16 protein-coding genes are annotated in these 22,258 nt (G+C 43.5%); 9 read left to right on the top strand and 7 right to left on the bottom strand.

All coding sequences use genetic code 11. The annotated features are described in order from the left end of the window. Nucleotides 1–563 precede the first annotated feature (563 nt). Complete coding sequence (locus ACIG3F_RS09235; RefSeq protein ID WP_004279847.1) at nucleotides 564–782, top strand: hypothetical protein; 219 nt, start codon at nucleotides 564–566, stop codon at nucleotides 780–782. A 30-nt stretch (nucleotides 783–812) separates the two neighbouring features. Here ACIG3F_RS09235 and ACIG3F_RS09230 read toward each other — a convergent pair whose 3' ends face one another. Both ACIG3F_RS09230 and ACIG3F_RS09225 read right to left on the bottom strand, forming a co-directional pair. After that, on the bottom strand, nucleotides 813–1,532 hold the full coding sequence (locus tag ACIG3F_RS09230; RefSeq protein WP_396469881.1) for a UDP-2,3-diacylglucosamine diphosphatase: 720 nt from the start codon (nucleotides 1,530–1,532) through the stop codon (nucleotides 813–815). A 110-nt stretch (nucleotides 1,533–1,642) separates the two neighbouring features. Further along, nucleotides 1,643–2,152, bottom strand: coding sequence for a peptidylprolyl isomerase (locus ACIG3F_RS09225; protein ID WP_004279844.1), 510 nt, complete (start codon nucleotides 2,150–2,152; stop codon nucleotides 1,643–1,645). 423 nt (nucleotides 2,153–2,575) lie between these two features. On the opposite strand from ACIG3F_RS09225, the gene ACIG3F_RS09220 reads away from it, so the two are divergent. Further along, nucleotides 2,576–4,303, top strand: a complete 1,728-nt coding sequence (locus tag ACIG3F_RS09220) for a glutamine--tRNA ligase/YqeY domain fusion protein (protein ID WP_195724802.1) — start codon at nucleotides 2,576–2,578, stop codon at nucleotides 4,301–4,303. A 69-nt stretch (nucleotides 4,304–4,372) separates the two neighbouring features. After that, on the top strand, nucleotides 4,373–5,284 hold the full coding sequence (locus ACIG3F_RS09215) for a bestrophin family protein (protein WP_396469880.1): 912 nt from the start codon (nucleotides 4,373–4,375) through the stop codon (nucleotides 5,282–5,284). Between the two features lie 79 nt (nucleotides 5,285–5,363). Here the strand turns inward: ACIG3F_RS09215 and ACIG3F_RS09210 are convergent, their stop codons facing one another. The 4 genes from ACIG3F_RS09210 to putA all read right to left on the bottom strand — a co-directional run bounded on the left by ACIG3F_RS09210 (nucleotide 5,364) and on the right by putA (nucleotide 11,807). Continuing rightward, the gene (locus ACIG3F_RS09210; protein WP_396469878.1) at nucleotides 5,364–5,924 is read right to left on the bottom strand and encodes a lecithin retinol acyltransferase family protein; all 561 of its coding nucleotides are present in this window, start codon (nucleotides 5,922–5,924) and stop codon (nucleotides 5,364–5,366) included. Nucleotides 5,925–6,316: 392 nt separating this feature from the next. Then, the gene (locus ACIG3F_RS09205) at nucleotides 6,317–6,541 is read right to left on the bottom strand and encodes a hypothetical protein (RefSeq protein WP_034436106.1); all 225 of its coding nucleotides are present in this window, start codon (nucleotides 6,539–6,541) and stop codon (nucleotides 6,317–6,319) included. Nucleotides 6,542–6,784: 243 nt separating this feature from the next. After that, the gene (trmA, locus tag ACIG3F_RS09200; RefSeq protein WP_396469877.1) at nucleotides 6,785–7,867 is read right to left on the bottom strand and encodes a tRNA (uridine(54)-C5)-methyltransferase TrmA; all 1,083 of its coding nucleotides are present in this window, start codon (nucleotides 7,865–7,867) and stop codon (nucleotides 6,785–6,787) included. A 184-nt stretch (nucleotides 7,868–8,051) separates the two neighbouring features. Beyond that, complete coding sequence (gene putA / locus ACIG3F_RS09195) at nucleotides 8,052–11,807, bottom strand: trifunctional transcriptional regulator/proline dehydrogenase/L-glutamate gamma-semialdehyde dehydrogenase (RefSeq protein WP_396469876.1); 3,756 nt, start codon at nucleotides 11,805–11,807, stop codon at nucleotides 8,052–8,054. A 118-nt stretch (nucleotides 11,808–11,925) separates the two neighbouring features. Here putA and ACIG3F_RS09190 point away from each other — a divergent pair, with 118 nt between their 5' ends. Continuing rightward, nucleotides 11,926–12,420 (top strand): Lrp/AsnC ligand binding domain-containing protein, encoded by a 495-nt coding sequence (locus tag ACIG3F_RS09190; protein ID WP_004279833.1) that lies wholly within the window; start codon nucleotides 11,926–11,928, stop codon nucleotides 12,418–12,420. A gap of 65 nt (nucleotides 12,421–12,485) precedes the next feature. Here the strand turns inward: ACIG3F_RS09190 and putP are convergent, their stop codons facing one another. Beyond that, the gene (gene putP / locus ACIG3F_RS09185) at nucleotides 12,486–13,994 is read right to left on the bottom strand and encodes a sodium/proline symporter PutP (protein WP_253113322.1); all 1,509 of its coding nucleotides are present in this window, start codon (nucleotides 13,992–13,994) and stop codon (nucleotides 12,486–12,488) included. 421 nt (nucleotides 13,995–14,415) lie between these two features. Between putP and ACIG3F_RS09180 the strand changes: the two genes are divergently transcribed. From ACIG3F_RS09180 to ACIG3F_RS09160, 5 genes are all read left to right on the top strand, one after another. After that, the gene (locus tag ACIG3F_RS09180; RefSeq protein WP_396469898.1) at nucleotides 14,416–15,858 is read left to right on the top strand and encodes an aspartate ammonia-lyase; all 1,443 of its coding nucleotides are present in this window, start codon (nucleotides 14,416–14,418) and stop codon (nucleotides 15,856–15,858) included. 129 nt (nucleotides 15,859–15,987) lie between these two features. Then, a complete protein-coding gene (locus ACIG3F_RS09175) occupies nucleotides 15,988–16,353 on the top strand; it encodes a hypothetical protein (protein WP_278357132.1) in 366 nt (121 codons plus the stop codon). 123 nt (nucleotides 16,354–16,476) lie between these two features. Beyond that, nucleotides 16,477–19,935, top strand: a complete 3,459-nt coding sequence (gene mfd, locus ACIG3F_RS09170) for a transcription-repair coupling factor (protein WP_396469875.1) — start codon at nucleotides 16,477–16,479, stop codon at nucleotides 19,933–19,935. Between the two features lie 229 nt (nucleotides 19,936–20,164). Continuing rightward, complete coding sequence (locus tag ACIG3F_RS09165; RefSeq protein WP_004646760.1) at nucleotides 20,165–20,599, top strand: HIT domain-containing protein; 435 nt, start codon at nucleotides 20,165–20,167, stop codon at nucleotides 20,597–20,599. A gap of 55 nt (nucleotides 20,600–20,654) precedes the next feature. Beyond that, nucleotides 20,655–22,100, top strand: a complete 1,446-nt coding sequence (locus ACIG3F_RS09160) for an adenylate/guanylate cyclase domain-containing protein (protein WP_278357130.1) — start codon at nucleotides 20,655–20,657, stop codon at nucleotides 22,098–22,100. Nucleotides 22,101–22,258: the final 158 nt, after the last annotated feature.

Here is a 22,258-nt window from a genome sequence, read left to right as displayed (position 1 = left end):
AGAACAATTTTTACAAGAACAGCAGAACATCTTAGAGAACCAACGTCAGCAAAAAACTAGACGAGTGCAACAAGCCTTTTTTATGATTCACGTACTGTTTGTAGCCTTAAATGCTATTCTCTTGATCCTAAATTATCAAAAGACGGGAGAGTGGAACTTGCTGTACCTCGGGCTGAGTTTCATGTCTCTAATATTGATTTTAAGGTATTTAAAGACAGGTTTTGTTTATCAACGGAAATGAAGTAACGTTAAAATGAATTTTAGATCATAAAAATCAAAAGCCTAATAATTAACAAAGCATGAAAAAAGTTCTTAAAAATCCCATTCTATTGTCATTACAATGTAATTTTGCTTTTGCTGGATAAATAGCTTACACTGGTTGCACTTCAAGCAAGTACTGTTCTTGCTTCTATTATTATTTTAAGCTGATTGTGATGTACTTTTTAGTTCAAGTATTTGAACTCAAATAAGATCTACTAGCCATAGAACTATTATGTAAACTAGGTTGTTATTAATCTCTCTCCATATAGTCACAAAAAGCTCATATCGTGTGAGTAAATATTTTGATCAAAATCAATGAATGGCATATTGCCACTGCCGCTGATGGCAATGAAATTAACGTGAAACTGGTTCCATTAAAGCGCAAGCAAAATACAATGGACGGTTTTATCTGGGTTGAAGTCGGTAAGATGATTCAATTGCCAACGGGTGAGGAATTTCAGTTCAATCTTGATGGTAAAAGTTTCTATACTGGGGTAAACCAGCTTTATCGTCTGTGTTAAGCAGATCAATATCGTAAAAAAAGTGGCTGATTAATATCGCCACTTTTTTAGTTTTAGGGTATCAAAACTTTGATCTTCCTGAATTTCCAGAATCTCTGCGCTGTCTTCTTTCCAGTCGCCCAGTACAATTCTTCTTTTCTGACCGAGTTGATGAATAGCTGCGCGATGTGTATGACCATGGATCAGCACATCTACGTCCTGTAATGCCAGCTCAACTGCATGTGGGTTGACGTCCATCACTTCATAGCTTTTAAACTGTTGTGCCTGATGGCTTTGCTGACGAAAGCGGTTGGCTAGTCTGGTTCGAAATGAAAGAGGGGTTTTTCTTAAGAAGCCCAGTAGCAAAGGATGACGAATAATCTTTTTAAAACGTTGATAAGAAATATCATCGGTACATAGTGCATCGCCATGTTCCAGGCGGAAACGTGTTCCGGCAATAATCAGTTGAGCGATTTCGGAAAGAAGCTGTCCGCCAAATTGAGCTAAAAATTTGCTTCCTAGAACAAAATCCCGGTTGCCGGCCTGAAAATAGACTTGATTCCCAGCCTGAGTAAACTGTTTTAACGCAGTGACAATCTCATCCAACCACGGAGAGGTGTAGTCATCACCAATCCAGGCATTGAACCAGTCGCCCAAAATATACAATTGGGTATCTTGATCTTGATATTCAGTTAATAAATCTAAAAACCCCCGAACAAGTCGAGGGTGATCAGGTGACAAATGTAAATCTGAGATAAACAGATAGGTCACGAATCTTTTCCTTTTATTCCTCTCTAGATCCCTCATTCATATGAGGGATTTTCCATTACACCGTTTTAAAGCATCGCTTTAAAACTCATAAAGAACGGAGAGGACGTTTTTTATTCAGAAATGATTTTTGCAGATTCGATTACTACATTTTCTAGAGGAACGTCAGCGTGGTAGCCACGGTTGCCAGTACGTACGTTTTTGATTTCGTTCACAACGTCCATACCTTCAACGACTTTACCAAATACGGCATAACCCCAACCTTGAGCAGTTTTGCCAGAGTGGTTAAGGAATGAATTGTTTTTCACGTTAATGAAGAACTGAGCAGAAGCAGAGTGCGGTGCTTGAGTACGCGCCATTGCAATCGTACCTTCGTCATTGGTCAAGCCGTTGTCTGCTTCGTTTTCGATTGCATCACGTGTCGCTTTTTCTTTGAAGTTTTCATCCATGCCGCCGCCTTGGATCATGAAACCATCAATAACACGGTGGAAAATTACGCCGTCATAAAAACCGTCACGTACGTATTCTAAAAAGTTAGCTACGGTTTTAGGTGCTTTTTCAGCATTGAGTTCTAGAACAATACGACCTTTATTGGTGTTTAATTCGACTTGAGGAAAACTCATTGTGTAATCTCCTGATCATGGACGAGTGCCATGGTTTTTTCTGAATGAGTGAAGCATAAGCAAACTACAATCGACAAGGCAAGTAAAAACATTATTTTCTTTGTTAAAAGCATAAAAATAATACCTTATTTATACGTTGATTTATCAAGGCATTTCAAATGCTGCCAGACAGGGCGTTATATTCCGGACAGGCACGAATTGAATCATTTTCCAGTTTCGTAAAGTGTTGATATTTTAGTTTTGGGCAGCTTGCTGTATTTTCACTTTTTAAAATGAGTGAATTGAAATCAAATACCGTAGTTAGCGGTTGAGAGATTAATCACCTATAGTTAAACTAAGGAACTTTGATAATGAATATACGTACAACTTGTACGATGAAATATTTGTTAATCCCTTTTTAACTTTAGAAGTGAATGATTGATCATGAAGCCAAATGATGTTGTGACATCTCTGCCCGAGAACCCGACCCAAAAGAACAATGCAGTCGATTCAGTGCAGCAGCAAGAACAACAACCAGGCTTGGACTTTGTACGTCAGGTCATTACTGATGATTTAGCCGCTGGTCGTACTCAACAGGTGGTGACGCGTTTTCCGCCTGAGCCGAATGGCTATTTACATATTGGCCATGTGAAAGCAATTTGCTTGAACTTTGGTATTGCTGAAGAATTTAAAGGTGTTTGTAACCTGCGTTTTGACGATACCAACCCGGATGCCGAAGAGCAGGAATATGTGGATGGTATTGCCAATGATGTGAAATGGCTGGGTTTCCAGTGGGAAGGTGAGCCGCGTTATGCATCAAGCTATTTTGATCAACTTTATACCTGGGCAGTTCAGCTGATTGAGCAGGGTGATGCCTATGTGGATTTGCAAAGTCCAGAAGAGATCCGTTTAAACCGCGGTAATTTCGTTGAGCCAGGTAAGAACTCGCCACAACGTGATGCAAAGGTTGCAGAAAACCTGGAACGTTTTGAGAAAATGCGCAGCGGTGAATATGCAGAAGGTCAGGCCGTTTTACGTGCCAAGATCGATATGACGTCACCGAACGTGCATATGCGTGATCCGATCCTGTATCGTATCCTGCATTCTGAGCACCATCAGACTGGCGATAAATGGAAAATTTATCCAATGTATGACTATGCGCATCCATTGTCTGATGCGATTGAAGGTATTACCCATTCACTGTGTACCCTGGAATTCCAGGATCACCGTCCGTTCTATGATTGGGTAGTGGCAAAAGTTAAATCACCATCCGTGCCACGTCAGTACGAATCTAGCCGTTTAAATGTGGACTATACCATCACCTCAAAACGCAAATTGCGTAAGCTGGTTGAAGGTGGCTATGTTCAGGGCTGGGATGATCCACGTATGCCAACTGTAGTGGGTATGCGCCGTCGTGGTTTCACGCCAGAAGGTCTGCGTGATTTCTGTCAACGTGTTGGTGTATCGAAAGTTGATGGCAGTATCGTCGATGTAGCCATGCTGGAATACTGTATTCGTCAATCTTTGGAAAATACCGCCGCTCGTGGTATGGCCGTGTTAAATCCATTAAAAGTGACGTTAACCAACTTGCCAGCTGATATGGACCTGACCCATTCACGTCATCCGAATGTCGATATGGGCGAGCGCGTTATTCCATTGACGACCGAGCTGTTTATTGATCGTAAAGACTTTGAAGAAGAGCCACCAAAAGGCTTTAAACGTCTGATTCCAGGCGGTGAAGTCCGTTTACGTCATGCCTATGTCATCAAATGTGACGAAGTCATTAAAGATGAAAATGGTGAAGTGGTTGAACTGAAATGTTCGATTGATCCTGAAACTTTAGGTAAAAATCCTGAAGGTCGTAAGGTCAAAGGTGTGATTCACTGGGTATCTGCGACAAAAGGCGTTCCTGCAGAAGTGCGTATTTACGACCGTCTGTTTACGGAGTCTGATCCAGAAGTGGGTGATGACTTCTTGGCAAACCTGAACCCTGAATCATTGAAGGTGGTTCAGGCCGTGATTGAGCCTGCATTAGCGCAAGCTCAGCCGGAGGATCGTTTCCAGTTTGAGCGTGAAGGTTATTTCGTGGCAGATCAATATGATCATTCCAGCGAAAAACCGGTATTTAACCGTATTCTGGATCTTAAGGACAGCTTTAAACCAGGCAAATAAGCTGGTTTAAGTCAGAATGTAAAAAGCCCAACTCTGGTTGGGCTTTTTCAATACAGCAGGGAAAATTGCATGATTGTGCGTGATAAGAATAATAGTTTGGGGTTACTGTTTGCCTGGCAGGGAACGATTCTGCCCAAGGTGCTGCCCGCATTAATCTTGGTGGTTTTTATTTCCGCTTTGCTGGTGTATTTGAGTCAGGCGCATTTCGTGAGCCTTCCTGCTGTCCCGGCAATTGGCTTTACCATCTTTGGTGTCATTCTCTCGATTTTTTTAAGTTTTAGAAATACAGCCTGCTATGATCGCTGGTGGGAAGGTCGTAAGCTTTGGGGCGCGCTGATTGCCACCACGCGTCATTTATGCCGCGACAGCCATGTGCTAGATAATCAAACCCGTGAAATGTTGCTGTATCGCATGATGCTGTTTACCCATTTGTTACGTGACCGGTTGAGACAGCAAACGCCCAGTATTCAGGATTATCAGGCGACTACCGGTTTTGAACCTAAATCATTTGAGCAATTGCCCATGAAAATCAATCCATCACAATGGGTGCTGGAACAGATGCAAAAAGAGCTGGTACAGCAATATAAACAGGGTAAGATCAGCGATATTATTTATAACAACCTGAATCAGCATACTGTGGCCTTGGGAGATATTCAGGCTGGTTGTGACCGAATTTTGTCAACGCCATTACCATTTTCTTATTCGGTATTATTACATCGTGCGGTTTATTCTTTTTGCTTTATCCTGCCTTTCAGTTTGCAGGCAAATTTAGGCCTGTGGACGCCGATCCTGGTCGGATTAATTGCTTATATGCTACTCGGGCTGGATGAGCTTAGTGCGGAGCTGGAAGAACCCTTTGGTCTACAAGACAATGATCTGCCGCTAGATTCAATTGTACGACTGGTAGAGCGGGAAACCCTAAGCTCTTTAGGCAAAGCACTACCTGAAGCGATTCAAGCCAAAAAAGGCTATTTAACCTAATTCCTTATCGACATCATCAAAATGTAAACACGGCCTCAACCTTTCCTGCTCATCATTTATCGGTAGACTAGGCTTTGAATTAACGATGTTTAAAATTAGTCAGGTCTGACACTTTAGTTTTAGCCTGATCTTGCAATTCACGGTATTGTTGCAAACGCAGATTGGCTTTATCTCTGAGCTTCTTCTTGATGTACAGCGCCAATGCGAAACTGGTGGTGGTCAGGGTCAGGAACATGCTGTTCATAAAACTCATCATCGAGCTGATATAACCAATCGTGGTCAGACGATTCATCATATAAATCACTTGCGGGCTGCTTTCTACGCCGGTAATGGCCCAGGTACACAAATGTTCGCAATTATTAAGAATCAGATGATAGTTGTTTTCATGCATTCTGGACCGCATGCGGCGCACCACTTTACGACCTTTATATTTTGCCGAGTCATAATGTTGCATATGAATTGGTTTGCCATGACTGAATTTTTCAATAGAAGTTATTTCAATCGGGCGTTTCTTGAATAAATGCGCAAAGCCGGAATAATGAATGACACGACCACGTCCGGCGTAAATCCCATGATGGGTATAACCGAAATGTTTAACCATAAGATGTGCGCCTATGGGAAACCGTTTAGTCTGTTGCATATCAGAATTAAGCCATTTAAAAAAGCATTGTCGTTTAATAGGAAGTGTACTGTGTTTTGCTAAATTAATCGATGCCTTGCCTGAGTTTCAGATCAGAATTGAAGAGTTATTAAGCCAAGTTTAAAGGGATTAAAAGAAATCAGAATTTAGAACATATTCTTCTGATGAAAGTGTTCGAATAGCCTAAGCAAGTACTAAAATTTCTTCAAAATCACAGGCGGGGATCAAATGAGTTTTCAGCGTTTTCTTGTTTGATTTTTGAGGTTTTAAAGTTAGAGTGACTAAAATATGCGTGAAATAGAGAAGACCAAACCCTTCAACTAAACTTTCAAGCATAAAAAAAACACTTGGCTACGCAAGTGCTTTCTTTATACGGCTGTAACCTTGGCCGATTACTGCAATGGCAAGTGTTGAAGTTCATTCAGTTCTTTGCGGCTATAGCCGCGAGATACAAGAACCTTTTTAATTCCGATGATGATTTCTTCATCAGTGGCTTTAGAAAGTGCTTCAAGAAGCTGTTCATTCGTCTTGCAAGAGCAATCATTTTCAACACAAGCAATTTGATTCTTGTGTTCATTGTGTTGTTCATTAGAAAACAACTTTTGCCAAAAACTCATAGAGCCTTCATACAACAACCTAACATAGAGTGAAATATAGCCAATTAAATAAATAAAGCAATAGGACCTATGTGATAAAAGCAGCAGTTGATCTTGAAAATTTCCGATGGAAGCCTAAAGGTCTAACGATATTTCTTGCTGTACAAGTCAAGATTTGTTATTAAATGCATGATTTATAATATAAAAAATGGAGCTTTAAAAAGCTCCATTTTTGTAACAATATAATAAATTGAAACAAATTCTTTATACTTTTTCCAACAATACACCCGTCTCAACATGGTGTGTATACGGGAACTGGTCAAACATGGCGAACTTGCTGATTTTATGCGTTTGACACAACTGTTTCAGATTGTCATATAAGGTATCTGGATTGCAAGAAATGTAAATAATACGTTCGAAACGCTGTAACAGTTTCAGCGTTTCATCATCAATACCGGCACGCGGTGGATCGACAAATACCGTATCAAAATCATAAGTCGAAATATCGATTTGTGCTTCCTGCAAGCGACGGAAAATACGTTCGCCATTATAAGCCTGAGTAAATTCTTCAGCAGACAGACGCGCAACCTGAATATTTTCAATCTGGTTTTGCTCAATATTCCACTCAGCTGCATAGACTGAAGATTTGGCTAATTCAGTGGCTAAAACACGGCGGAATTTGGTTGAAAGCGGTAGGGTGAAGTTGCCATTGCCACAGTAGAGTTCCAGCAAATCTTTATCTGATTGCTCTGCTGCATCACATGCCCATTCCAGCATTTTTTGGCAAACTTGTGCATTGGGTTGGGTAAAGCTGCTTTCGATCTGCTTGTATTTATAGGGACGGTCAAAGACCGACAGTTCTTCCACCACATATTCATCAGTCAGGACAAATTTCTGGCCACGGCTGCGGCCAATCAGTTTGATATTCAGTTTTTCCGCCAGCGCTTTTGCTGCAGGTTCCCAGCTTTCATCCAGCTTGCGGTGATAAATCAGGGTTACCAGAACCTGACCCCTTAAAGTCGCCAGAAAATGGACTTCAAACAGGCGATGGCCCAGATTGGCATCTGCCTTGAATGCTTCAAGTAATTGTGGCATCAAGTCATTAATGCTGCGGTCGGCAATTGGAAATTCATCAATACGAATGACTTTTTTATTGTTGTTCTCGTCACGTTCGAACATGGCATAAAACAGATCATCTTCAGTATGCCAGATCCGGAATTCAGCACGCATGCGGAAATATTTTTCAGGAGACTGGAATACTTCTAAAGCAGGTGGTTGATATTCGGCAAACTGAGCGCTGATGCGTTCAATTTTGGCTTCAAGTTGTTGCTGATAAGATGAAGTCATATGCAGTAAGAAATCGCAAATATTTTAAAGCGCAAATGGTAGCAAAAAATTGCCGATCTGCCTAAGCCTATTGTAGTCGAGCCGCTTTAAAAGCTGCATAAAAAAGACCAAACCTTCTGAGGAGAGAGGTTTGGCCATCAAGAGGAAAGATTTAAGCTAAAAATGCTGAGATGATTGGACTGATTTAGAGATTATCCATTGTCATCAAGCTGGCATTGCCACCTGCCGCCGCCGTGTTGATACTGATAGCGCGTTCAATCACCAATCGCTCGACCGGAATATCGTAGTTGCCCGAAGTTAAATGGGTGATACCAATAATTGGACCTTTTCGGCCTGCAATGCGTTTCTGCAAATCAATCAATTCAGCAGTGTCACCATGATGCAGGACGGCATCAAATACACCTGTTTCAATATCCCGGACTACTTTAAATTGCTTGCTGACCGCGGCTGGCATCGTTGGTAAATATTTCAGAATAAAAGTATTGTCCGCCAGTACCGCAGGACGACTGCCAACCGATAAAATCGCCAGAATTTGCTGAATCTGATCCTGCTCGGTATGTGCTAAGGATAAAACGCTTTCACGTGGCAAGATCATGTACTGATTATCCTCACCAGTTGGGCCTTGGAGGCTAAGGCTTTGAACAGTCGCAATTTGCATAGGCGCTTTTAAAGATAAAGTCGGAAAAGTTTTAGCTACCCAAGCTTTAAACTCCTGAACAAGGTTATTTTCAACAAGGGCTGGCTCCGCTTGAACTGCATAAGGCTGAGCCAGTTTTTTCTCGGATACTTGATGCATTAAACGGTAGATATACAGTGGGCCACCCGCTTTCGGGCCGGTGCCGGACAGACCTTCGCCACCAAAAGGCTGGACGCCCACGACCGCACCGACGATATTGCGGTTAATATACAGGTTGCCGACTTCTGCTCGCGCAATCACGGTTTGCATGGTTTCATCAATACGCGTGTGCAAACCCATGGTCAGGCCATAACCCTTACTGTTGATCTGCTCTAATAACTGTTCCAGTTCGCCATATTTATAGCTGATCAGATGCAATACCGGACCAAATACTTCACGTTCTAGATCATTCAGATTTGGCAGTTCAATCAGGGTCGGCGCAATGAATGTTCCTTGAGTTAATTCAGTCTGGTCTTGATTAAACATCAACTGATGAACTTTATGACCTTTGCTGCGCATCTGCTCAATATGCTTTTGGATATTTTGTTGGGCTTCTGCATCAATCACTGGACCAATATCGGTTTTCAGCAAGACCGGATTGCCAACACGCAACTGTTGCATGGCACCTTTGAGCATGTTGCGAACAGCCTCCAGATTATCCTCCTGAACACAAAGGACACGCAGGGCAGAACAACGTTGACCGGCACTGTCATAGGCAGAGCTCACAACATCCAAAACCACCTGTTCAGTCAGGGCGGATGAATCCACAATCATGGCATTCTGACCACCGGTTTCAGCAATCAGGGTGACGCTTTCTCCAAACTGATTCAGACGTTCTGCAACGGTTTTTTGCAGAATCTGAGCGACTTCGGTGGAACCGGTAAACATGATGCCCTGAATACGTGAATCTGCACTGAGCTGTGCACCAATGGTTTCACCGCGCCCAGGTAGCAGCTGTAATACATCCTGCGGAATACCGGCTTCCCATAAAATCTGTACGGCTTGTGCTGCAATCAGCGGCGTTTGTTCAGCCGGTTTGGCAATCACGGTATTGCCAGCGACCAGCGCTGCTGAAAGCTGACCGGTAAAAATCGCCAGCGGGAAATTCCATGGACTGATACATAGCACGGTGCCTAAAGGCTGGATCTGTACATTGTCATTGAGATCCAAAACTTGAGCTGCATAGTAACGCAAGAAATCTACCGCCTCACGCACTTCGGCAATCGCATTGGCATAGGTTTTACCTGCTTCACGAGAAAGAAGAACCATGAGCGGTAGCAGGCGTTCTTCCATCAATTCTGCGGCTCTATTCAGGCAGGCAGCACGCTCATTTTTTGACAGATTGGCCCAGAAACTTTGTGCATTAACGGCTTGGGTGAGTGCAATTTTGGCCTGTTCAGAAGTTGCTTCATAGACTGTGCCGACCACATCCTGATGTTGTGCCGGATTGATTACGGGAACTGCATGGGTTGTATCCACGCTGCTAAATGCCGTTCCCATAGCCGCTGCCTGAAATTGCGTATTTGCCAGACTGGATGCAACTTCATTTAAAATACGGAGCTCAGCATCATTGGCCAAATCGAGTCCGGATGAGTTAATGCGTGCATCGGCATAAAGATCTTGCGGATAGGGAATATGCGGATGCTTGGCTCCCAATACGTTTTCCTGTTTTGATGCCTTTAAAATCGTTTGCTGTGGATTTTCAATCAAATCTTCAATGTTTAAAGTCTTGTCGGCAATACGATTGACGAATGAGGTATTGGCACCATTTTCCAGTAAACGACGCACCAGATAAGCCAGCAAGGTTTCATGATTGCCGACTGGCGCATAGATCCGGCAGGGTATACCGAGTTTATTTTTCGATGGATCACCCACGACATTTTCATACAGCGGTTCGCCCATGCCATGCAGACATTGAAACTCGTATTGGCCAGCATAATACTGCTCAGGTTGCGCCAGTTGATAGATCGTCGCTACCGTTTGTGCATTGTGAGTGGCAAATTGCGGGTAGATGTAATCCGGTTCAGCTAGCAGCTTACGCGCACAGGCGATATAAGACAGATCGGTATGTACCTTACGGGTAAATACTGGATAATCCGATATTCCATCAATTTGGGCTTTCTTGATTTCGCTGTCCCAATATGCGCCTTTGACTAGACGAATCATCAAGCGTTTCTGGCTGCGCTTCGCCAGATCAATGATGTAATCCACGACATAGAAGCAGCGTTTTTGATAGGCTTGAATCACAAAGCCAATGCCTTTCCAGTCCTGCAATTGTGGTTCAAAACACAGGCGTTCTAACAGTTCCAGTGAAATCTCAAGGCGATCACTTTCTTCAGCATCGATATTTAAACCAATATTGTATTGCTTGGACAAGACCGCGAGTTTCAGTACTTTTGCATAGAGCTCATCATGCACGCGATCCATTTGCGAACGCTGATAACGGGGGTGCAGCGCAGAGAGTTTGATAGAAATGCCAGGCCCGTCATAAACATCTTTATCCTGTGATGCTTGACCAATGGCATGAATGGCTTGCTGATAATCCTGATAATAACGTTCAGCATCCGGATCGGTCAGTGCTGCTTCACCCAGCATGTCATAGGAATAGCGAAAGCCTTTTTCTTCCAGCGGCTCCGCATTTTTCAGTGCTTCATCAATGGTTTCACCCGTAACAAACTGCTCGCCCATCATGCGCATGGCAACATCGACGGCCTTACGGATAATCCCGCGGCCACTGCGTGCCAAAAGACCAGTCAACAAGCTAGACAGGCTCTTTTGCTGCGGGGTTTCCATCAGCTTGCCAGTCAGCATCAGTCCCCAGGCTGCCGCATTCACAAACATTAGCTGGCTCTGACCCAAATGTTCTTTCCAGTTACCTTGATTGATTTTGTCTCGAATCAGCAGGTCACGTGTGGCTTTGTCCGGAATCCGCAGCAAGGCTTCTGCCAGACACATCAGGGCAATGCCTTCCTGAGAAGATAAAGAAAATTCCTGCAATAAGCCCTGTACGATGCCGGCTTTCCCAGTGGAGCTTTTGCGTTCACGTAAGGAATGTGCGAGATCAAAGGCAAGCGCCTGAATCTTGTCACTCATCTCGGAAGAAATTTCACTATGGGCCAATAACTCTTCGACGCAATCCGTTTCAGCACGACGCCATGCCGTATTAATACGTTCTTCGTATTGGTTTTTGTGTTTAAATTCAGCAATATAATTCGAGTGCTGGGCTGAATCTAAAATTGAATCTGGGCGGAGAGTGGTTGGCATAGTGACTTCCTGTACTGCGTCAATCAGTTCTTTGAGGTGAATGAGTTTTAATCTATAATCACAGAATATTTGACGAATATCTCACTATAGTTTTCGCTTTTTTTAGAGAATAATTCTAATGCCAAGTCCTTATTTGAACCTTGACCGTATAGATATTCGTATACTGGGTTTATTGCAATCCGATGCCAAGCTCTCCAATATCAAACTGGCTGAACTGGTCAATCTGTCGCCTACGGCAGCCTTGGCGCGTGTACAAAAGCTGACCCGGGAAGGTTTTATTGTGGGCTATGAAGCGCGCCTCAATCCAGTCATGTTGAATAATGGTTTTGTGGTCTTTGTTGAAATTTTATTGGATAAAACCACACCGAATGTTTTAGATGAATTTTCCCATGCTGTGCGGCAGATTCCTGAAATTATCGAATGTCACATGATCAGTGGCGGTTTTGATTTTGTGGTAAAAATCCGATGTGCCAATATGGATGAGTTCCGGAAAATCTCTGGTCAGATCTTGTGGCAATTGCCCGGAATTAAAGAAACGCGCAGTTATCCGGTGATGGAAGTGATTAAAGAAAGTCAGCAGATCCATCTGAAAATGCCGGGAAAAGCCAAATAATTAGCAGTAAATTAAAATCAAAAAAGGGACTCGAAAGTCCCTTTAATTTATGCTGAAGAAAATATTTATTTTTCCATTTCTGCCATTTCTTTTTGATACTCAGCTTTAGCCATTTCAAAACGATGTACTACATCTTCACTAGGTGCTTTATCCAGCAGACTGACGATGATAATGCTGAGGGTAGCCAGAATAAAGCCCGGAATAATCTCATACAGACCGGTATCACCCATGTAATTTTTCCAGACAATTACAGTCACGGCACCGACCACCATACCGACAATCGCGCCGTTGAGGGTCATTCGTTTCCAGAATAGCGACAAGATAATCAGTGGGCCAAATGCGGCACCAAAACCGGCCCAGGCATAAGCCACTAGACCCAAAACCTTACTGTTCGGATTAATTGCCAGTGAAATGGCAATCAGGGCAATCACCAAGACCATGCCGCGACCGACCCAGATCAGTTCTTTTTGTGAAGCATTTTTACGCAGGAAACTCTTGTATAAATCTTCGGTCAAGGTCGTTGAACAGACTAGAAGCTGACAGCTTAAGGTACTCATGATTGCTGCCAGAATAGCAGCCAGAATGATTCCGGCAATCCACGGATTAAACAGGATTTTGGTCAACTCCATAAATACCGTTTCAGGGTTTTGATTCACCACCGAGGCCAATGTGGGATTGACACTGAAGTAGGCAATACCGATATAACCGGCAGCCACTGCACCGCCTAGGCATAGAATCATCCAGGTCATGCCAATACGGCGCGCAGCAGGAATGGTTTTGACCGAATCTGCTGCCATAAAACGCACCAGAATATGCGGCTGACCAAAATAACCCAAGCCCCAGGCCAGACTGGAAATAATCGCAACGGTGCTTAAACCTTCAAGCATACTGGAGGCATGTGGGCGAGCCGATTCAAGGATGACACTCACTTGCTGGCTGTTGTCGCCCAGGGCCAAGAAGGTAATGATCGGAGTCAGCAATAAGGCAAAAATCATCAAACCGGCCTGGAATGTATCGGTCCAGCTGATCGCCAAAAAGCCACCAATACAAACATAGAGAATCGTCGCCATCGCACCAATCACAAGCGCTGTGGTGTAATCCCAGCCAAACAGGCTTTCAAACAGACGTGCACCTGCGACCATGCCCGAAGCACAATAAATCGCAAAGAACACCAGAATCACCAAGGCAGACAAAACCCGTAAAATGCGTTTACGGTCGGAAAAACGGCTGGTGAAATAATCCGGTAAGGTTAGGGCATTGTTTTGATATTCAGTATGGGCACGCAGTCGACCTGCTACGAGTAACCAGTTCAGCCATGCACCGATAATCAAACCGATCGCAATCCAGACTTCTGACAGGCCAGACAGGTAAATGGCTCCCGGAAGACCCATCAACAGCCAGCCACTCATATCCGATGCGCCCGCCGAAAGTGCAGTAACGACACTGCCCAGACTCCGTCCACCTAGAATATATTCGTCAAAATTGGAGGTGACACGATAAGCATATAAACCGATTGCAATCATGGCGATAATATAAAACATGAAGGTAATCAGGGTGGGGTTTAAATAAGTCATAGGCAGGTCATCCTGTAAATATGGAAATCATCGTCCAAGATGATTTTTTGTACTGAGATTGCAAGGAGGTGATTCAAGCATGGTTTAAAAATTACACTCTGTAACAATTGCACAGCTTTTATGTGTGCTTATTGTAAACATAATAGTAATCCACTGAAATTGAATCAGGAATAACTTGAGCGGATAAAAGGCAATACGACGTCGGATTCAGGGGGAAAGTGGAAATTTTGAATAAATAATTAAAATATTTGAATTTTAGCCAGTTACTTACACAATCTTACAAAACTCACAGCTTTAGCGTATTGGTAATAAATCGTAGCAAATCTAGGTTAAAGTCTTTCTATTAGGCCTGTATTTGTTTGCTCATATTAATGTCACACCAAATACGGTGCATCGCCAAGAGTATTTTTTAGTGGACAATATGCTTCAAATCGAACCGACCCGCATTGAACGTGATTTATTGGGGGAAAAACAAATCCCGTTGCATAGCTATTATGGGATTCATACCTTACGTGCCATCGAAAATTTTAAGATTTCCGGATTGGCGGTGGGGCAACAAACGCATTTTATTCGTGCTTTGGCCCAAGTGAAAAAAGCCTCGGCACAGGCCAATCTACATTTTCAAAAACTGTCCGAGCAGACCAGTCATGCCATTCAAAATGCCTGTGATGAATTGATTCAGCATCCGGAAGCGTGGCAAGCGGCATTTCCACTCGATCCTTATCAGGGCGGTGCCGGAACCTCCATCAATATGAATGCCAATGAGGTGATCGCCAATATTACCCTTGAAATGTCGGGCCATCAGAAAGGTGATTATCACATTCTGCATCCAAATGATCATGTCAATACCTCGCAATCGACCAATGATGTCTATCCAACGGCTTTGCGTCTGTCGACCTATAGCAGTCTGGATGAATTATTGAGTGTGCTCAAGGCGCTGATAGATTGTATCGATCATAAAGCTGCCGAATTTGAATATGTCATCAAGATGGGACGTACCCAGTTACAAGATGCAGTTCCGATGACCATGGAACAGGAATTCCGGGCATTTGCCACCTTATTAAAAGAAGACCTGAAGCTGATTGGTCAGATGCGACAGTTATTGCTAGAAGTCAATTTAGGCGCCACTGCTATTGGGACCGGAGTGAATACACCGCCGGGCTATGCCAATCGGGTAGTGGAAATCTTGGCACACCTGACAGGTCTACCTTTAAAAGGAGCGGCAGATTATGTCGAGGCGACCAGCGATTGTGGCGTCTTTATTATTTTGTCGAGCAGTTTAAAACGTCTGGCAGTGAAACTGTCCAAAATCTGTAATGACTTGCGCTTGCTCAGCTCAGGGCCGCGTACAGGTCTGGCTGAAATCCGTTTACCTGAATTACAGGCAGGTTCTTCGATCATGCCGGCAAAAATCAATCCGGTGATTCCGGAAGTGGTCAATCAGATTGCCTTTCGGGTGATTGGTAATGATTTAACCATTACTATGGCTGCGGAAGCCGGGCAGTTACAATTGAATGTTATGGAGCCTGTGATTGCCGTGGCGATGAATGAATCGATTCAATTATTGACCCAAGGCATGCAAACCCTGAATCAGAAATGTATTGCTGGCATTCAGGCCAATGAACAGATTTGTTTAAGTTCGGTCATGCGCAGTGTCGGGATCGTAACCTTGCTTGAACCGATATTGGGACATGCCAAATGCGATGAAATCGGCAAACAATGTATGCGGGAAAATAAAACCGTGCCGCAAGTAGTATTAGAGTTAGGTTTATTGAGTGAAGCGCAATTAGAAGAGATTTTTGCATTTGAAAATCTGGTGTCTGAAATCCCTTCAGCAGAGAATCAGCTCGAACAGGTTTCTTAACATACATATATCTATTAAATCGTCTGAAACAGCGAATCGCTGCTATTTTGATAATTTGCCTCAAGTTCAGGATGTGGATTTGAGGCATTTTCATCTAGACTAGAGCCTGAACTATATTTGGCTGGGTAAATGGCGATGTTTGATAAAATCAGTGCATTATTTAAAAGTAATAAACCGACTGCTGCACAGCTATATTTAGAAGAGCAGAATATCCAGTACGTAGAAGGTACAGGCTATATCGTCGATGATATTCAACTCAATCAGGAATTGGGTGCACGATTAGAGTATTTGTCGAATCGCCGTTTAAAACAGTTTGATGATTTAAAAGCGTTATATGATACCGCAATGCTGATCAATGAAAAAATTGATCTGGAAATTGCCCATCAGCATTTTAATGCGACTTTAGGCAATACCGAAGAGAATCTGCTGCAATTTAAAATGATCCTTAAGAAGTTAAATGATTATTATCGTAACTTTCTGCGCGATCAAAAATAAGCTGCAAAAGTGGCTTAAAATCGAAGTATATGGATGTGGCAAGACTGCATAAAAATAACAAAATATCCTGAGATCATCGTGCTAGTATAAGCCTCAGGTTATTTAGACTTTAAAGCTATATCCATGTTCCAGCAAGAAATTTCCCAACTCAATTTACCACAGCTCAAAGCAGGCGAGAAACGCTGGTTAGGCAATCTGCAAGGTTCCTCAACTGCATTATTGCTCAAGGAAATCGTGCAGCAGCAATCGCGCTTATTTATTGTGATTGCACGTAATAATCAGCATTTGGGTCAACTGGAAAGTGAACTGGAATTTTATGGGATTAAACCCACGATTTTTCCGGATTGGGAAATCTTGCCTTATGATCGTCTCTCCCCACATCAGGATATTGTCTCGGAACGTCTGGCAATCTTATCCAATATGCCCAAAACTGGTGTACTGTTGTTGTCCGCCTCAACTTTGGCACAACGTGTGGCGCCAACCTCATGGATTCTGGGTGAGCATTTCGATATTCATGTCGGTCAGAAATTTGATCTGGAACAACAAAAGAAAAAGTTGATTCAGGCCGGTTATCATCTGGTCGATACCGTCTATGATCCAGGTGAATTCGCGGTACGCGGCAGTATCATGGATATCTACGCATCGGGACAGGAAGCACCGATTCGGATTGACCTGTTTGATGATGAAATTGAAAGCCTGAAATTTTTCGATGCCGAAACTCAGCGCACCACGCAAAGTTTGCAGCAGTTTACCGTATTGCCGGCACAGGAATTTCCGCTCAAGGAAGGTCGTGCGACGTTCCGTGACCGCTATGCCGAATTTTTCCCGACCGCGAATCCAAAGAAAAACCCGATCTATCAGGATGTGATGGATGGCATAGTCTCGCCGGGAATCGAGTTTTATTTGCCCTTGTTTTTCAGCGCGGAAGCCATGCAAGGCCAAAGTTCACTGATTTCGTACCTACCGAAGAATGGCATTGTCATTACAGATAAGGCTCTGGACGAAAGTCTCAGCCAGTTTTGGCAAGATGTGGTGCGCCGTTATGAAGATCGTCGCCACAATGTCGACCAACCGATCATGCCGCCTGAAAGCCTGTTTTTTCAGACCAATCAGGTGCTGGAGCAGCTGAACCAGTTTGCACGCATCATTGCCGCACAAACATCTTTTGATCAAAAAGCTGGGGTATTGAATCTTGATACCCAGTTGCCACCGCGTCTGCCCGTAGATCCGAAACGTGAAAAACCGTTTCATGAAGTCAAAAAATATATTGATCAGGCTAATCATCCGGTATTGCTAGTGGCTGAAAGTGCTGGACGCCGGGAAAGTCTTAAAGATGCCTTAAGGCCAAGTCTGGGTGATATCCCCACGGTTGAAAATTTTGATAGTTTTATTCAATCTCTGTATGCAATTGCCATTACCAATGCGCCTTTAGAGCGTGGTCTGGTATTGACCGATCGTGTCAGCGTAATTTCTGAAAATCAGCTGTATGAACATCGCGTGGTACAGCGCCGTCGCAAACGTCAACAGGAAGTTTCCGAAGAGTTTCTGATCCGAAGTCTAACTGAGCTGACCATGGGCGCGCCTGTGGTACATATCGATTATGGGGTCGGACGTTATGCCGGTCTGGTCACCCTAAGTATTGATGATCAGGATCACGAATTTTTGCAGCTGGATTATGCGGATGCCGCCAAAGTCTACGTGCCGGTGACCAATCTGCACTTAATCAGCCGGTATAGTGGTGGTGATCCGGATCTGGCACCTTTGCATAAACTGGGTACAGATGCGTGGAATAAAGCCAAACGTAAAGCGCTGGAACAGATTCACGATGTCGCGGCCGAATTGCTGCATATTCAGGCACGTCGTGCTTCCAAGCCCGGGATCAGTTTTGAAGTCGATCAAAGCCTGTATATGCAATTTGCCAGTGGCTTTGCTTATGAAGAAACACCGGATCAGGCCAATGCCATTGAAGCTACGCTGCAGGATATGCAGCAGGCCAAACCGATGGATCGACTGGTGTGTGGTGATGTCGGTTTCGGCAAGACAGAAGTCGCGATGCGTGCCGCATTTGTTGCAGTGCAGAATAATCGGCAGGTCGCGATTCTGGTACCAACCACCTTGCTGGCACAGCAGCATTATGATTCATTCAAAGACCGCTTTGCCGACTGGCCGGTCCGGATTGAAGTGCTGTCACGTTTCGGTTCTTCCAAAGCACATACCAAGACCATTGATGACCTGATCGAAGGGAAAGTCGATATTGTGATTGGTACACATAAGATTTTGCAGGAAAATGTCCAGTTTAAGAATCTCGGTCTGATGATTGTCGATGAAGAGCATCGTTTCGGTGTGCGCGACAAGGAGCGAATCAAGGCCATGCGTGCCGATGTTGATATGCTGACACTGACTGCGACTCCAATTCCACGTACGCTGAATATGGCCTTTAGTGGCATGCGTGATCTGTCGATTATCGCCACACCGCCGGCACGCCGTCTTGCGGTGAAAACCTTTGTGCAGGAACATACCGATGACACCATTAAAGAAGCGATTCTGCGTGAATTGCTGCGCGGTGGTCAGGTTTATTTTCTGCATAATGAAGTTGATACAATCGATCGTGCCGCCGAGCATATCCGTAAACTGGTGCCGGAAGCGCGGGTGATTGTGGCCCACGGACAGATGCGTGAACGTGAACTGGAGCAGGTGATGCAGCAGTTCTATCACAAGGAATACAATGTTCTGGTATGTTCGACCATTATTGAAACCGGGATTGATGTTCCGAATGCCAACACCATTCTGATTGAACGTGCCGACAAACTGGGCCTGGCGCAATTACATCAGCTACGCGGACGTGTAGGGCGCTCACATCATCAGGCTTATGCATATTTGATGGTACCGTCATTAAAAGCCTTAAAAGGTGATGCAGAAAAACGTCTGGATGCCATTCAGCGTGCTTCAACTTTGGGTGCCGGTTTTATGCTGGCAACTGAAGATCTGGAAATTCGCGGCGCAGGTGAGTTACTCGGTGAACAGCAGAGTGGTTCGATGCAGGCGATTGGTTATAGCCTGTATATGGAAATGCTGGAAAAAGCCACCAAAGCCATTCAAAAAGGTAAAACGCCAAACTTCGACGCACCATTGTCATTGACTGCCGAAATTACCCTGCATATGCCAGCACTGATTCCGGATGAATATCTGGGTGATGTGCATCAACGTCTGTTGTTCTATAAACGCATCAGTAATACCGATACCCAGGAAAAGCTGGATAATATCCGGATGGAATTGATTGATCGTTTTGGTATACCGCCGCAACCGGTCAAACAGCTCTTTGCTGTACATCAGATTCGATTGAAAGCCGAGCAGCTTGGTATTACTAAAATTGATATCAGCAGTCAGGGTGGGCATATTGAATTTGCACCGGATACTCCGGTTCAAGCCATGACGATTATCCAGATGATGCAGAAACATCCGACCTATTTCCGGATGGATGGCGGTCAACGTCTAAAAGTCATGGTCATGCTGGAAGACTATCAAAAGCGGATTCAGGTTATACAGGATTTACTGGACAGTCTGCTTAAAGAATTGCACTGATTTTATTCGATTAAATCAGCCTGAAAATTCAGTTTGGGTTTCATTTTCCAATGAAGTTTGCAGGAACAACAGGCTTGATTTTTTTAATGAATTGTTTACAGTAATTGTTGTGATGTGCTTCGCAACAAATCATGAGAATTTGTCTTTAAACACATTGCTTTCAATATTCAGCTTCAGTTGGATATGTTAGTATTAGCCATCATTCTAATTTTGCATCATTTATAAAGATATGTTTAGTTTGCATCCACAACTTGCTCAAGATACGTTTTTTGTAGGCGACTTTCCTTTGTCAACATGTCGTTTGATGAATGATATGCAATTTCCCTGGCTCATTCTGATTCCACGTGTGCCGGGTGTCTCTGAATTATATGAATTGAGTCAAGCTGACCAAGAGCAGTTTTTAAGAGAGTCAAGCTGGTTATCAAGCCAGCTGGCACGTGTTTTCCGTGCAGATAAAATGAATGTAGCAGCGCTGGGTAATATGGTGCCGCAATTGCATTTTCATCATGTGGTTCGTTATCAGAACGACGTTGCATGGCCGAAGCCTGTTTGGGGTACACCTGCTGTTCCTTATAGCAGTGAAGTACTGGCACATATGCGTCAAACCTTAATGCTGGCTTTACGTGGTCAAGGTGATATGCCATTTGACTGGCGCATGGACTAATCAGCCAAGGCATTCCGAGAACCATGGACAGTTGCGGACTTCAGGGAGTGAGTGAGTGCAATTAGACGACTGGATTCAAAAAGAACCCCATCAGTTTGAATATTTCCATCGCATGATGGGCTATATCATGCTGTCTCTGGTTCTGGTCGTCTTTCATTACACTGAACCAGATACCCAGTATCAGCTTTTTGTTCCATTTTTTTTGTTTCTGGTTTTGTTGATCACTCCCAAGCTATCTCGCTGGCTGATCTATCGTCATGATTATCACATTCGGCGTAATATTCTTTTCCTGATTGATGTCATTGTCATCTCGGTGGTTTTGGCGGCCGTGCATCTGGACTTGGTGTTGTCCTTGCTGGGTCTGGTCGCAGTGCTCTATACCGCGATCAGCAATAAAATTTCATTGATGATGGCATCTCTAGCCAGCCTGATCGGGATTACGCTTTTTTATCTGGCCAATATTCTGGTCTTTGGGTTTAATAATTATTTCGAACCGACCAGCAGTGAGTTGACCGTTTTAGGCTTTATCTGTCTGATTACCTATTTTGGTGTCGGAAGTTTTTATCAAAGTGGTCGTGTGCAATACATGACCCAGAAAAAAGACCATTATTTCGAACAGATGAACCGTTATATGGAATTTGCCAATCAGCTGAGTCGCTATGCGCCCGTGCAGTTATGGCAATCCATTATGAAAGGTGAATCTGAAGCCAAAATTGAATATAAACGTAAAAAGTTGACGATCTTTTTCTCTGATATTCAAGGCTTTACAGAGCTATCTGAAACTCTGATTCCAGATGATTTAGCATTCCTGTTGAATGACTATCTTCGGCATATGACCGAAATCGCTAAAAATTATGAAGCGACTGTCGATAAATTCATGGGTGATGCCATCCTGATTTTCTTTGGTGATCCGAACTCCGAAGGTGTGGAACAGGATGCTAAGAACTGTATGGAAATGGCATTGGCGATGCGTCAGCAAATGAAATTGCTGCGGGAACGCTGGATTAAAATGGGTTATCCGCCACTGCATATCCGCATGGGGATTTCAACCGGTTATTGCCACGTAGGGAATTATGGGGCTACGCATCGTATGGCTTATACCATTGTAGGACGTGATGCCAATCTGGCAGCGCGTTTGCAAAGTGCAGCGGAAGTCGATGAAATCCTGATTTCGGAAGATACTCATAATCTGATCAAAGATGATTATCTTTGTGCACCGAAAAAGCCGATATTCTTGAAAGGCATTAAAGCACCTGTAAGAACCTGGCAGGTCATGGAAAAATATGCGTCTCAGAAAGTCGAGTATCAGCGCTGGTTCGATTATGAATATAAGGGCTTTCATTTATTGCTGAATCTGGATGAAGTGCAAAACTTTGAATATCCCGAGCTGATTCATGTGCTAGAAAAAATGATTAAACGTATTGAAACTCAACAGAAAATGACCAATTCACAAGGAATTGTCAAATTGAAGCTTGAAGATGAAGTGATTGAACATATTTAGAATTTATCTAAATTAACTCAATCCAAATAAAAAACATTTGATTAAAACTGCTTATATTTAAATCTTAGATTAGCATTTGAAGTGCAACACCATGTTGTTGCCATAATACCTGACTCGGACTTTTAAAGCCGAGTCTTTTTCTTGGGCGATGATTCAAA

Source organism: Acinetobacter sp. NPDC052428 (assembly GCF_044547685.1).
GTDB lineage: Bacteria > Pseudomonadota > Gammaproteobacteria > Pseudomonadales > Moraxellaceae > Acinetobacter > Acinetobacter lwoffii_G.
Note: the sequence above shows the minus strand (reverse complement) of the source record. Positions and strands in the feature narration are given on the sequence as shown.

What these genes read in the sequence shown, in the direction of transcription:
- trmA (WP_396469877.1), bottom strand. Translation starts at nt 7,867, where the DNA reads ATGACTTCATCTTATCAGCAACAACTTGAAGCCAAAATTGAACGCATC.
- ACIG3F_RS09190 (WP_004279833.1), top strand. Translation starts at nt 11,926, where the DNA reads ATGCCAAGTCCTTATTTGAACCTTGACCGTATAGATATTCGTATACTG.
- ACIG3F_RS09205 (WP_034436106.1), bottom strand. Translation starts at nt 6,541, where the DNA reads ATGAGTTTTTGGCAAAAGTTGTTTTCTAATGAACAACACAATGAACAC.
- putA (WP_396469876.1), bottom strand. Translation starts at nt 11,807, where the DNA reads ATGCCAACCACTCTCCGCCCAGATTCAATTTTAGATTCAGCCCAGCAC.
- mfd (WP_396469875.1), top strand. Translation starts at nt 16,477, where the DNA reads ATGTTCCAGCAAGAAATTTCCCAACTCAATTTACCACAGCTCAAAGCA.
- ACIG3F_RS09165 (WP_004646760.1), top strand. Translation starts at nt 20,165, where the DNA reads ATGTTTAGTTTGCATCCACAACTTGCTCAAGATACGTTTTTTGTAGGC.
- ACIG3F_RS09210 (WP_396469878.1), bottom strand. Translation starts at nt 5,924, where the DNA reads ATGCAACAGACTAAACGGTTTCCCATAGGCGCACATCTTATGGTTAAA.
- ACIG3F_RS09180 (WP_396469898.1), top strand. Translation starts at nt 14,416, where the DNA reads ATGCTTCAAATCGAACCGACCCGCATTGAACGTGATTTATTGGGGGAA.
- ACIG3F_RS09215 (WP_396469880.1), top strand. Translation starts at nt 4,373, where the DNA reads ATGATTGTGCGTGATAAGAATAATAGTTTGGGGTTACTGTTTGCCTGG.
- ACIG3F_RS09175 (WP_278357132.1), top strand. Translation starts at nt 15,988, where the DNA reads ATGGCGATGTTTGATAAAATCAGTGCATTATTTAAAAGTAATAAACCG.
- putP (WP_253113322.1), bottom strand. Translation starts at nt 13,994, where the DNA reads ATGACTTATTTAAACCCCACCCTGATTACCTTCATGTTTTATATTATC.
- ACIG3F_RS09220 (WP_195724802.1), top strand. Translation starts at nt 2,576, where the DNA reads ATGAAGCCAAATGATGTTGTGACATCTCTGCCCGAGAACCCGACCCAA.
- ACIG3F_RS09225 (WP_004279844.1), bottom strand. Translation starts at nt 2,152, where the DNA reads ATGAGTTTTCCTCAAGTCGAATTAAACACCAATAAAGGTCGTATTGTT.